Genomic DNA, 12507 nt, shown 5'->3' on the forward strand with positions numbered 1-12507 from the left:
CGCCGGAACGCACCAAAAGTCGACGGACGAGGCATGAGCATCGAAACGAGCGTGAATACCGACATCGTGGCGTGGCTCGAACAGAACCCACAGATCGAAGTGCTGCACACCGCCGTCTGCGATCTCAACGGCATCATGCGCGGCAAGCGCATCCCCATCGACCAGGCAAGGCGTATCGGGGAAAACGGCATCCGCATGCCGCTCTCGATCGTCGGCGTCGATGTGTGGGGCGAGGATATCGTGGGCAATCCCATGGTCTATTCAAGCGGCGACGTCGACGGCATTTGTAGCCCCACCGGACGGGGCGCCCTGCCGATCAACTGGACGACGCGCCCCAGCGCCATGATCCCGCTCTGGCTGTTTCAGGATACCAGCACACCGTTTCTGGGCGATCCGCGGCAGGCCCTCGCGCACGTCTTGCGGCGCTATTCCGAGATCGGGCTCAAACCGGTCGTCGCCACCGAACTCGAATTCTATCTCGTCGACCCCAACGCCGATTCGGCGACGCCGCCGATTTCGCCCTATACGGGAAAGCGCCTGGATTCCGATGCCATTCTCTCGCTCGACGAGCTGGAAGATTTTGGCGAATTTTTTCGCGACGTCTATTTGCAATGCGAGCAGCAGAACGTGCCGGCCGATACGGCAGTCGCGGAAAACGGCGTTGGCCAGTTCGAGATCAACCTGCTCCATACCGATGGATTGAAAGCCGCAGACGACGCGGTGCTGTTCAAGCGCATCGTCAAGGGCGTGGCGCGCAAGCATAAACTGGTCGCGACCTTCATGGCCAAACCCTATGGCACGCGCTCGGGCAATGGCTTTCACGTCCATTTCAGCCTCAACGACGTTGCGGGGAACAATGTCTTCGACGATGGCACCGAGACCGGCTCGGATGTAATGCTGAACGCTGTTGGTGGCGTGCTGGCCGGAATGGCGGAATCCACCCTGCTCTTTGCGCCGCATTTCAACTCCTATCGGCGGCTGCGACCGGACACCCATGCGCCGAGCGCCATTTCCTGGGGCTATGAAAACCGCACGACCGCGGTGCGCATTCCCGGCGGCAATCCCAAGGCGCGCCGCATCGAGCATCGTGTATCGGGAGCCGATGCCAACCCTTATCTGGTTCTTGCCGGGGTACTTGGGGCGGCTTTGGTGGGAATTGAGGATGGCCTAAAGCCGCCAAAGCCGTTCAAGGGGCGCGCCTATTCCGAGCGTCTCCCCAAACTGCCGGCCGACTGGGCTTCCGCGGTCAACGCCTTCGAAGACGGCGAAATGATCCCGCGGATTTTCGACACGACGCTGCAATCCATGCTGGTTGCCTGCAAGCGTCAGGAAATCGCCGGCTTTGCCTCGCAGGTGACCGATCTCGAATTTTCCGCCTATCTCGAGGTGGTGTGATGGCCGAGACCCCAAACGCCAATTCGGCCTATCCGCCGAGCTACTATGCCGCCTCGCGCAATATCGTCCGGCAGACCAAAAAACTTGAAGGCGCGGTAACGGCCGATATCTGCGTCGTCGGCGGCGGTTATTCAGGCCTCTCGACCGCCCTCCATCTGGCCGAGCATGGCTTCAAGGTGGTCGTGGTGGAAGCCGCCGAAGTGGGCTGGGGCGCTTCTGGGCGCAATGGCGGACAGGTCGTCAACGGGCTCAATGCCAGTCTCGCCACCATCGGCAAGCGCTATGGCACAGAGACCGCCGGCTTCGTTGGGGGCATGGTGCAGGAGGGGGCAGGCATCATCTATGACTGGGTCGCCCGCTATGGCATCGAGTGCGACCTCAAGCGCGGCAATATCTATGCTGCGTATACCGAACAGCATATGCGCGAGCTTGAGGCCAAGAAGGCGCTCTGGCAACGCCACGGCATGGACGATCACGAATTGCTCGACCGCGACGCGATCCGAAACCATATCGGGTCCGACGTCTATGCCGGCGGCATGATCGACCATTCCGGCGGGCATATGCATCCGCTCAATCTGGTGCTGGGCGAAGCGGCCGCCTTCGAAGGTTTGGGCGGGGTCATTTATGAGCATTCCCCGGTCACCCGCGTTGAGCAGAATGCGGATAATGCCATTGTTCACACCGCTACCGGCAAGGTGACGGCCAAAACCGCCGTCGTTTGCGGCAATGCGTATCTGGGCAATGTCGTGCCCGAATTGACGGCGCGGGTCATGCCCGTTTCAACGCAGATGATGGCGACGGCGCCGCTCGGCAAGGAGCGGGCTGAAGCGCTTCTGCCCACCGGCATGTGCGTCGAAGACGTGCGCTACATTCTCGATTATTTCCGCATCAGCGCCGACTATCGGCTGATCTTCGGCGGCGGCGTCGTCTATGGCGGCACCGACCCGGCGGACGTGGTGGCAAAGCTCCAGCCCAATCTGGAAAAAGTGTTTCCGCAACTGAAGGGCGAGCGTATCGATTTCGCCTGGAGCGGCAATTTCGCGCTATCCTTCTCCCGCGTGCCGCAGATGGGGCGCTTGGGCAATCGCGTCTACTTTGCTCACGGCTATTCCGGCCACGGCGTCACCGGTTCGCATCTTTTCGGCCGCATTCTTTCCGAGGCGATCAGAGGCGACATGACGCGCTTCGATACCTTTGCGGCGCTGCCCTGGATTCCATTCCCCGGCGGACGCATGTTCCGGGCGCAATATTCGACGCTCGGCTCATGGTGGTATGCGCTGAAGGATCGCCTAGGTCTTTAAGGGCGCGGCGGGCGTCTCGATTTTTTCGGGCCGCTTGGGCACGCCTTCATTGCCCTCGACGCGATCGCGGAACAGCGTGGCGCGGGCCAGGAGCATCAGGGTCACCGGGGTTGTCAGCGTCACGAACAGGAAGATGACCAGTTCGTGCACCACCAGCCGCTCACGCGTCACGGTGAAATAGATCGCCGAGGCAAGGAGAATGAGCCCGCCCCCCATGCTGGTGCCCATGGTCGGCCCGTGGATGCGCAGGTAAAAGCTCTTGAGCCGGACGAGGCCGAAGCAACCGGCCATGGTAAGCAGGGCGCCGAGCACGACGAAGGCCGAAACGAGGATCGAGAGCCAGAGCGGCAGGTCGGAAATCATTCGATCACCTCGCCGCGCATCAGGAACTTTGCCAGCGCCACCGTGCCGACAAAGCCCAAGAGGCCCATGAGCATGGCCAATTCGAAATAGACCTGCGAATTGGTGCGGATGCCGAGGGTAATGAGCAGCAGCAAGGCGACGACATAGAGTGCGTCGAGCGCCAGGATGCGATCCTGCGCCCTTGGCCCCACGACCATGCGATAGAGCGTTGCCAGCATGCCGAAGCCGAGCATGATCTGGGCCGCAAAGAGGCTCCATTCGAGAATGGCTATGCTCATGGGAAAATCTCCAGCAACAGGGCCTCATAGCGCTTCTTGACCGTCGCGACCCATTCCGCTTCATCGACGAGATCGAAGACGTGAATGAGAACGGTGCTGCGCGCGCGATCATATTCGAGCCAGGCGCTGCCCGGCGTGGCGGTGAGAATGACGGCAAGGATGGCCAGCGCAAACGGGTTCTTGAGGGTCAGGTCCATCTCGATGAACCCGGCCGTCGGATTGGGGCGCGGATGGAACAGCACCGACATAACGGCAAGGTTCGAGCGGATGATATCGAGCCCGGCAACGACAATAAGCTGCACGAACTTCCACGGCCGCCGGATGACGATTGGTTCGGGGATAATCGCGCTCGCCGCGATAGACACTGCAATGGCGATAACACCGCCGAAAATGATATGCCCGAGCCCGGCCGATTGCTGCAGGACAAGCCAGAGCACGAGGAGAAAACCGGCAAGGATCGGATGGGGCAGAAGACGTCTCATGTGGCGTCTCCCTTGGGCAGGACCAGATCGATATAGTTCTGGGGCGAGTGAATGAACGTCGCCGTATCGGCGAAGTAGCTCATGGCTGGTCCCGCGAACACAGCCATCAGGATGCACAGCGCCAGCAGCACCATGATCGGGCCGATTTCGAGCGGCCGCAGGCGCAAGGCGCCGTCATCGGGCAGCGAGGTCCAAAAGATATTGATGCCGTTGCGCACCATGGCGATCAGCACGAAGAGGCCGGAGACGATGAGCGCTCCGGTCAGCCACCAGGTCGCCGCCGTCGGCGCGTTCGCAGCGCCAAAGGCTGCGGACAGCATGGCAAATTTCGAGAGGAACCCCGAGAGCGGCGGCAGGCCGGCCATGACCAGAGCCGCGACGGCAAAACACCAACTTAATAAGGTGGCCGCTGCGGGGAAGCTGCGGCTGACTTCCTGATCTTCGTCGATGACATCTTCCTCGTCGCCATAAAATTCCAGCGACACGGCAAGGATCTGCGCCTCGGCAGGGAGCACCTGATCGATGACGTCCTTGAGGAGAAACAGCGCGCCCGCGGCAAGAGTTGCCACGACGACATAGTAGAGCGCCCCGGTGGTGACACCGGGCTCGTTATAGGCGACGGCAAGCAGTAGCGTGCCCGCCGAGACGAGGATCAGGTAGCTCGCGAGCCGGTCGAGCGCCTTGCTCGAAAGCGCGCCGACGCTGCCATAGGCGACCGTGGCAATGCCGAGAACAAACAGCGTGTTCTGCCCGAATGTCAGCTCCGGCCCGGTCTGATTGGCAAAGACCAGGGTCCAGAGCCTGAGGATGGCGTAAAAACCCACCTTGGTCATGATGGCAAAGAGCGCGGCAACAGGCGGCGCGGCCGAAGAATAGGTATTGGGCAGCCAGAAATGCAGCGGCCAGGAGCCGGCCTTGATCAGGAAGGCAATGCCAAGCACGGCAACGCCGGCTTCAAAAAGACCACGGTCATCGGCGGCGATAAACGGCACCGCGCGGGCGATGTCGGCCATGTTGAGCGTGCCGGTGGTGCCATAGATCAGCGCCACGCCGATCAGGAACAGGAAGGAGGCGACGAGGTTGATGACGATATAGTGCATGGCCGCGCGCACGCGATTGCGCCCGCCACCGTGGAGCGCCAGGCCATAGGACGCGGCCAGCAACAGTTCGAAAAAGACGAAAAGATTGAAGAGGTCGCCGGTGAGGAAAGCGCCATTGAGCCCCATGACCAAAGCGTGGAACAGGGGGAAGAAGTTGGTGCCGCGGCTGTGCCAGCGGGCCGAGGCAAAGATCAGGGCCGCGAGCGACAGGATAGAGGTGGTGAGAACCATGACCGCCGCCAGCCGGTCGGCCACGAGCACGATGCCAAAGGGCACCGGCCAGCTGCCGAGCGGATAGACCGCGGCGGCGGCCGTGTCCGATTGCGCCAGCACGGCCAGCAGCAGGATGGAAACCAGCAGCAGCAGCACGCTGAAGCCGATATTGAGGCCGATAATCTTACGATTGCTGCGTCCGTCGCCCACGAGCAGGTTGAAAACCATTGCCGCCATGGGAATGAGGATCGGCAGGATGGCGATGTGGTTCATGCCGGTCATCTCAATCCCCCTTTCCATCAACATGGTCGGAGCCGCTGATGCCACGAGCGGCGAGCAGCACGACAAGGAAAAGGGCGGTCATGGCAAAGCCGATGACGATGGCGGTGAGCACCAGAGCCTGCGGCACCGGATCGGCATAGTCGGCAATATTGGCATCGGAACCCGACAGAATCGGCGCCGCATCCATGCGCAGCCGCCCCATCGAGAGGATGAAGAGATTAACCGCATAGGAGACGAGCGACAGGCCGATGATCACCTGGAAGGTGCGCGGACGCAGCAGCAGGTAGACCCCGGACGCCGAAAGAATGCCGATGGCAACAGCAAGGGTCAGTTCCATTTGTCGACCCCCATACGCTGCTTGGGCTTATTGGAGCCCGAAACCTTGGGCCGGCGAATGGATTGGTGCGCCAGAGCGATCAACATCAGCACGGTTGCGCCGACGACGAGGGCAAAGACCCCGAGATCGAAGATCAGCGCCGTGGCCATCGGCACCTTGCCGATCAGCGGAATATCCGCATAGGCGAAGGCGGACGTGAGGAATGGCGCGCCAAGAACCATGGCGCCGAGCCCGGTGAGAAGGGCCAGCAGCAGGCCCCAGCCGATCCAGAGAAGCGGCAGGATGCGCAGCCGCTCTTCCACCCAACGGGTGCCCCCCGCGAGATATTGCAGAATGAAGGCCAGCGACATGACGATACCGGCGATGAAGCCGCCGCCCGGCAGGTCATGGCCGCGCATCAGCATATAGATGGCGACGACGACGATGACCGGGAACATCCAGTTCATGATCAGCGCCGGAATACGCAGGAAATCGTCGGCCACAGTATCCCCGGAGCCGGGCGCATAGTCGTCGAGCATGCGCTGCTGTTCGGGCCTGTCGGCGCTGTCGGAGGCCGGACGGAAGCGGCGGAGGAGACCAAAGACCGTTAGCGCCACAACGCCGAGCACGGTGATTTCGCCCATGGTGTCAAAGCCGCGGAAATCGACCAGCATGACATTGACGACATTGGTGCCGCCGCCTTGCTTATAGGCATTGGCAAGGAAGAAGTCGGAAATGCCCTCGGGCGCCGAGCGCGTCATGATGGCGTAGCTCGCCAGAGCCGTGGCCAGCCCCACCAGGGCCGCAAGCACGACGTCGCGATATCTACGGAACCGGGCCGCTACAGGCGCGGGTTCCGAGATGGGGCTGCGTTTGGGCAGCCAGCGCAGACCCAGGAGAATGAGCACGGTCGTAGCAATTTCGGCCAGCAGTTGGGTCAGCGCTAGGTCCGGCGCCGAGAACCAGGCAAAGGTGAGACAGGTCGCAAGCCCCGCGCCCCCCATGAGGATCATGGAGGCAAGGCGATGGAACTTTGCCTGCTGCGCAGCCGCAAGAGCGCTGATGCCACCAAGGAGCCAGACCAGCCCCAGCACCGGATCAAAACTCTGCGGCAGCGGCAGATTGCCGATGCGCGCCCACGCGGCGCCGATGCCAGCTGCGAGTGCGAGGAAAATGACGACAAAAATCTGCGGTTGCAGGCGCTGCGTGCCAAAGGCGCCGACAAGATGCCGGGCCCAGCGATTGGTGGCGGTGACGAGGAGGCGTTCGAACACACGCTGCCCGACGAGCCCGCGCGTCAGCGGCACGCCGTCGATATCGCGGAGCTTTCGGTAATAGGGCACATAGATGGCCGCCCCACCGACCATGGCGATAAGGCTCATGACCAGCGGCAGATTGAAGCCATGCCAGACCGAGAGGCTGTAATAGGGCGTTTCGGCGCCGAGAACCGAGTGCACGGCCGCCGCGAGATAGGGCGCAATGGTGATGCCGGGAATGATGCCGACGGCAAGACAGATCAGCACCAGAATTTCGATCGGGCGGCGCATCAGCGCTGGGGGCTCGTGCGGCACCTTTTCGAGTTCCGTCGGCGGAGGGCCGAAGAAAACGCCGTGCACGAACTTGATGGAATAGGCGACGCTGAGCATGCCCGCGAGGGTAGCCACGATCGGCAGGGAGAGATTGACGAAGACGTTGGGATCGAACTCCGCCGTCTCGGTGAAGAACATTTCCTTGGACAGAAAACCGTTCAGCAGCGGCACGCCGGCCATGGCAGCGCTGGCGATGATGGCGAGCGTCGCCGTGAAGGGCATGTATTTTCTAAGGCCACTCAGCTTGCGCACATCGCGCGTGCCGGTCTCGTGGTCGATGATGCCCACGGCCATGAAGAGCGAGGCCTTGAAGGTGGCGTGATTGGCGATGTGGAAGATGGCGGCGACCGCTGCGAGCGGCGTGCCCATGCCTAAAAGCGTGGTGATGAGCCCGAGATGGGAAATGGTCGAATAGGCGAGAAGCCCCTTGAGATCGCGCTGGAACAGCGCGGTATAGGCCCCGAAGAGGAGCGTCGCGAGCCCCGTATAGGTGACGATCCAGAACCAGAGCTGGTGATCATGCATGACCGGCCAGAAGCGGGTGAGGATGAAGACGCCGGCCTTCACCATGGTCGCGGAATGCAGATACGCCGAAACCGGGGTCGGCGCCGTCATGGCATTGGGCAGCCAGAACTGGAACGGGAACTGCGCCGACTTGGTGAAAGCTCCGAGGAGAAAGAGGATCAGCGCCACCGGATAGAGCGGGCTTTCAACGATCATCGAGCCCGAGGCCAGAACATCGTCGAGCTCGTAGCTGCCCACGATATGGCCGAGCACCAGCATGGAGGCAAAGAGCGCGAGGCCCCCCGTACCGGTGATGATCAGCGCCATGCGCGCGCCATCGCGCGCGTCGCCGCGGTGATACCAATAGCCGATGAGGAGAAACGAAACGAGGCTCGTCAGTTCCCAGAAGATGGCGAGCTGGATGATATTGCCCGAGAGAACGAGACCCAGCATAGCACCCATGAAGGCCAGCAGCAGCGCATGGAAGCGCGCAATCGGGTCCTTGGGCGACATGTAGTAGCGGGCATAAAGTACCACCAGAAAACCGATGCAGGTGATCAGGACAGCAAAGAGCCAGGCGAGCCCATCGAGGCGCAGCGTCAGATTGAGCCCAAGCTGCGGCACCCATTCGATGCGGCTGATCAGCACCTCGCCATTGGCGATGGCGGGAAAGAGGGCAATGGACAAGAGACTAAGAATGGCCGCGACGACCGCTGTAACCCAGGCCGCGCCCCGGTATTTTTCACCGGGAGCGGCCAATACAAACACGCTTGCCAGAAATGGCAAAGCGCAGAGAAGGGGGAGGGCGAAGTCGGTCGGTATTGAAGGCAGGGGGCCAGTCCTCAGGCTCGAATCTATAGCCAAGGTATAGGGATGCTCACGCCTCCTGAGAAGACCACTTTATGCTTAACTTGCAGGGTCATCTCGTCACATGAAATTCATGACGCCGATATTAGCCGGCCATTGGCTGGAAGGTGGACACCGCGCCGGGAAAAGCCACCACACCATCGGCATGCACCGGACGCCCGCGCGAGAGCGTTGCATGCACCCGCCCGACGCCGGTATCGCTGGCGATGAACAGGTCAGCCCGCAGCCCGACACGGATTTCACCGCGATCTTCAAGACCCAGCGCCCGCGCCGGATTGAGCGAGGTCAGCCGCGCCGCCCCGGCAAGGCCATTCGGATCGGTTTTGGCCAGAACCAGCACCGCCGGCAGCATGGCTGTGGGATGATAGTCGGCCGCAAGCAGGTCAAGCACGCCGGCCTGATGCGCCTCGCGCGCCGAAAGATTGCCGGAATAGGACTGGCCGCGCAGCGCATTCGGCGCGCCCATGGCATTGAGCATGCCCCGTCTATTGGCTTCGCGGGCAGCTTCCAGCGTCACCGGAAATTCGCTGATATTGGCGCCAAGCGCATCCATCAGTTCGACTTTTTCGACCGTATCGTCGTCGTGGCTGGCAACCGGTACGCCGTGCAGCGCGCAATATTGGGTAATGGCCCGCAGGGTCGCGGTCATATCGCCGGCGGTTTCCTTGCGGTCGCGGATACGCTGCTGCAACTGCTCGGCCGCCGCTTCGAGGGAAATGCCCTTGTTCTTCGAGAGGCTTGCGGCCTGCAAGGCGAGATCGCGATACTGCCCCTGGCCCGGGGTGTGATCGCAGAGCGACACCAGATCCACCGACCCCTCGCCCACCAGTTCCTTAACGACGGAAAGCGCGGCCGGAAACGTCACTTCGAACCGCGCATGCACGCGATGATCGATAAGTAGGCCCGGCCGCGCCGCGACGACGGCCCGGATCATTTCGCTGGTAAAATCATAGGAGCGCATATGGCCATAGGTCGAGCCGGGCGCGAAGGACAGCGAAGCATAGGCGGTGGTGATGCCCGATGTCGCCAGCTTCATGTCGAGATCGCGAAGGCCCATTTCCATCGGCATGCGCACGCCAGGCCGCGGCTCGATCTCGCGCTCGATCATATCGCCATGCATGTCGATCATGCCCGGCAACAGCAAGAGGCCGTTGCCGTTCACTTGCGGATCGGCGACCGGATGTTCGCTGATTTCCGCAATGATGCCGTCTTCGATTCTGACCGCACCATTTTCGAGAACGTGGTCGGCGAGGACGATACGGAAATCGGAGAGCCACATTTTCTTGATCCTCGCAAAATGGCCCTGACCACGCATGCCATCAACCCATTCGAATGGACCGCTCCTAGTCCAGAACGATGACGCGCGCGTGACGGGTATGGGTTAAGCCGGCCCGGGAGCTTTTACGCCAGAATGGGTTGACCCTATTCAGCCGCCTGCATACGGGGCGCACGAAAATCTTTTTCGATGCGGAAAGCCGAGATCAGGCGCTCAAGGTCGCCGGCCTGGCTTTCGGTCTGCTCGATGGCGGCATTGGTCTCTTCGACAAGGGCGGCATTGTGCTGGGTCATCTCGTCCATCTGCCGGACGGCGACGCCAACCTCGGCAATGGCGCTGGTTTGGACCCGACTTGAAGCCGAAATGCCTTCGATCTCACCGGCATTGTTGCGCACGAAATCGCGGATGGCGAGGAGCTTTTCCGCCGCTTCCGAGACGAGACGCGTGCCTGTCTCTACTTCCTGGCCGCTTTTCTGCACCAGCTTCTTGATGTCCTCGGCAGCGCTGGCGGCCGACTGGGCAAGGCGCCGGACTTCTACCGCGACCACGGCAAAACCTTTGCCGACATCGCCGGCCCGCGCCGCTTCCACCGATGCATTGAGCGCGAGAAGATTGGTCTGGAAAGCGATGTCGTCGATCAGCCCGACAATATCGGTGATTTTCCGCGATGAACTGGCGATATCGGCCATGGCGGTGGTTGCGCGCTGCATCACCGCTTCGCTTTCGTCGGCGACGGACGAGGCCTTGCGCGCGTCGAGGCTCGCCGCTTCAGCGCGGCGCGAATTTTCGGTGACGGTACCGGCCAATTGCGCCATCGCCGCCGTGGTTTGCTCGACGGTCGCGGCCTGACGCGTGGTGCGCTCGGAAAGATCATTGGTGCCGGAGAGGATTTCGCCGGTGGCAAGACGCAATTCGCCCGAGGTCGAACGGATGCGGCGCACGATGGAAACAAGAGAATCCGCCACCGCATTGGTATCGTCGCGCAACTGCGCAAAGGCGCCCTCGTAGCGCCCCTCCATGCGGCGGGTGAGATTGGTGTGGGCCATGGCCGAGAGCACTTCGCCCGCTTCGGAGAGACCCTGGCCGATCGAATCCATCAGCGCATTGATATTGGCCGCAACGCGCGAAATATCCTCGTCGGCAAAACGCGAGGTGACACGGGCGGAAAAGTCGCCGCGAAGCCCGGCCTCGACCACGCCGTCGAATTCGGTTTGGAAATCGAGCATGATTTTGGCGCGGCGATTGGCATGGGCCTGCAGCTCAGCTTCTTCCTCGGTCAGCTTGTCGATCTGCAAGGCGTTCTGGCGGAACACATCCACCGCCTCGGCCATGCCGCCGATCTCGTCCCTGCGGCCGATAAAGGGCACCTCCGCATCGAGTTCGCGACCGGCAATGCGGCGCATGATGCTCGACATCACGGTGATGGGTTTGGCGAACAGCGCCGCGACCCAATAGGCCCCGATCAGCGCGGCGGCAAGAATGGCAATGGAAACCACCACCATGGTGTTGCGCGCCGTGATCGCCCCGGCAACCATGGCATCCTGCGGCACCGCGATGGTCAGCATCCAGCGCTCGTCGACGCCGGCAAAGCTAATGGGAATGGCGGCATGATAGGTGGCGCCATCCCATTCTTCCGCGATGCCCGCGCGCATTGCCGTTTCGACAAGGCCGGTGATGGCAGGATCGCTGGCGTGCTGGCCCAGCAGCGACGCGTCGGGCGATGCCAGCCACTGGCCGCTGGCATCGATCAGCGAAGCGGTGCCGCTCTTGAAGGGTTTCAGCGCGCCGATCATGCCCGAAATTTCGGACAGCGCGATATCGACGCCGGAAGCGCCGATGATCTTGTCACCGGCAATGATTGGCGCGGCAATGGTGGTGATAAGAGTTGGGACGTCTTCGATGAGATCGACGTAGGCGGGGGTGATCACCGGACGGCCGGCGCGGGTCGGCGTGCCGTACCAGACATCGACCGCCGCGTCGGCCATGTCGAGCTTTTCGATCGCCACTTCGCCCGCATCATCGCGGAAAGCGTAGGTGGCAAAGCGCCCGCCGGTCAGGTCGGAATAGGGCGTGTCGATGAAAAGGGCGTCGGCGCCGTCAAGCGCATTGGGTTCGAAAACCAGCGTGACGCCGAGCAATTGGGGATTATCGGCGACGATGCCGCGCACGAGACGCCCCATTTCGTCGCGATCGATAACGGGTGTCTGCGCCAGGGTTCTGGCCATGGTGGCCGTGGTGCGGGCCATGGAAATGGCGCCGGAAATATCGCGGGCGATGGAATTGCCGTATTCGCGCAGCAGCCCGCGCGCCGCGGCCTCCGCTTCTTGCCTGCTCGACTGCCACATCAGCGTCGAACCGGCGAGCGTGACCCCGACAAGCCCTACGGCAAAGCCGATGCAGGTCAGAGCCATCAGGCGGCTGCGCATCGAATGCAATTTCATCATGCCAAAAGCCAGCAATGCCCACGCCGAAAAGGCGCAGCCGAACAATCGAAATTCCCGGAAAGATCGCTGACCACGGTGCGAGGTTTTCTCCGCTCCG

The 12507-nt window shown here is 62.1% G+C and carries 10 protein-coding genes; 2 read left to right on the plus strand and 8 right to left on the minus strand.

The window, feature by feature from the left end:
* Positions 1-33: 33 nt before the first annotated feature.
* Positions 34-1395: a glutamine synthetase family protein gene (locus ASD83_RS17975; RefSeq protein ID WP_056313552.1), complete on the plus strand. Its 1362-nt coding sequence runs from the start codon at positions 34-36 to the stop codon at positions 1393-1395.
* Positions 1395-2696, plus strand: a complete 1302-nt coding sequence (locus ASD83_RS17980) for an NAD(P)/FAD-dependent oxidoreductase (protein ID WP_056313554.1) — start codon at positions 1395-1397, stop codon at positions 2694-2696. The genes ASD83_RS17975 and ASD83_RS17980 overlap by 1 nt, the downstream gene beginning before the upstream one ends.
* Here ASD83_RS17980 and mnhG read toward each other — a convergent pair.
* The 8 genes from mnhG to ASD83_RS18020 all read right to left on the minus strand — a co-directional run bounded on the left by mnhG (position 2685) and on the right by ASD83_RS18020 (position 12410).
* On the minus strand, positions 2685-3059 hold the full coding sequence (gene mnhG, locus ASD83_RS17985) for a monovalent cation/H(+) antiporter subunit G (protein WP_056313555.1): 375 nt from the start codon (positions 3057-3059) through the stop codon (positions 2685-2687). The two genes, ASD83_RS17980 and mnhG, sit on opposite strands and share 12 nt — an antisense overlap.
* Positions 3056-3337 carry a K+/H+ antiporter subunit F gene (locus ASD83_RS17990; RefSeq protein WP_056313558.1) on the minus strand — a complete coding sequence of 94 codons (282 nt, stop codon included), beginning with the start codon at positions 3335-3337 and terminating at the stop codon, positions 3056-3058. The genes mnhG and ASD83_RS17990 overlap by 4 nt, the downstream gene beginning before the upstream one ends.
* On the minus strand, positions 3334-3819 hold the full coding sequence (locus tag ASD83_RS17995; RefSeq protein WP_056313561.1) for a Na+/H+ antiporter subunit E: 486 nt from the start codon (positions 3817-3819) through the stop codon (positions 3334-3336). Before ASD83_RS17995 ends, ASD83_RS17990 begins: the two co-directional genes overlap by 4 nt.
* On the minus strand, positions 3816-5414 hold the full coding sequence (locus tag ASD83_RS18000) for a monovalent cation/H+ antiporter subunit D (protein ID WP_320409148.1): 1599 nt from the start codon (positions 5412-5414) through the stop codon (positions 3816-3818). The genes ASD83_RS17995 and ASD83_RS18000 overlap by 4 nt, the downstream gene beginning before the upstream one ends.
* Before the next feature lies 1 nt (position 5415).
* Positions 5416-5751: a Na+/H+ antiporter subunit C gene (locus tag ASD83_RS18005; protein ID WP_056313563.1), complete on the minus strand. Its 336-nt coding sequence runs from the start codon at positions 5749-5751 to the stop codon at positions 5416-5418.
* On the minus strand, positions 5742-8645 hold the full coding sequence (locus ASD83_RS18010; RefSeq protein ID WP_082561359.1) for a monovalent cation/H+ antiporter subunit A: 2904 nt from the start codon (positions 8643-8645) through the stop codon (positions 5742-5744). Before ASD83_RS18010 ends, ASD83_RS18005 begins: the two co-directional genes overlap by 10 nt.
* A gap of 130 nt (positions 8646-8775) precedes the next feature.
* Positions 8776-9969, minus strand: a complete 1194-nt coding sequence (locus ASD83_RS18015) for an alpha-D-ribose 1-methylphosphonate 5-triphosphate diphosphatase (RefSeq protein WP_056313567.1) — start codon at positions 9967-9969, stop codon at positions 8776-8778.
* A 143-nt stretch (positions 9970-10112) separates the two neighbouring features.
* Positions 10113-12410, minus strand: a complete 2298-nt coding sequence (locus ASD83_RS18020; protein ID WP_156386038.1) for a methyl-accepting chemotaxis protein — start codon at positions 12408-12410, stop codon at positions 10113-10115.
* Positions 12411-12507: the final 97 nt, after the last annotated feature.

The sequence above is a fragment of the Devosia sp. Root685 genome, assembly GCF_001427875.1.
GTDB lineage: Bacteria > Pseudomonadota > Alphaproteobacteria > Rhizobiales > Devosiaceae > Devosia.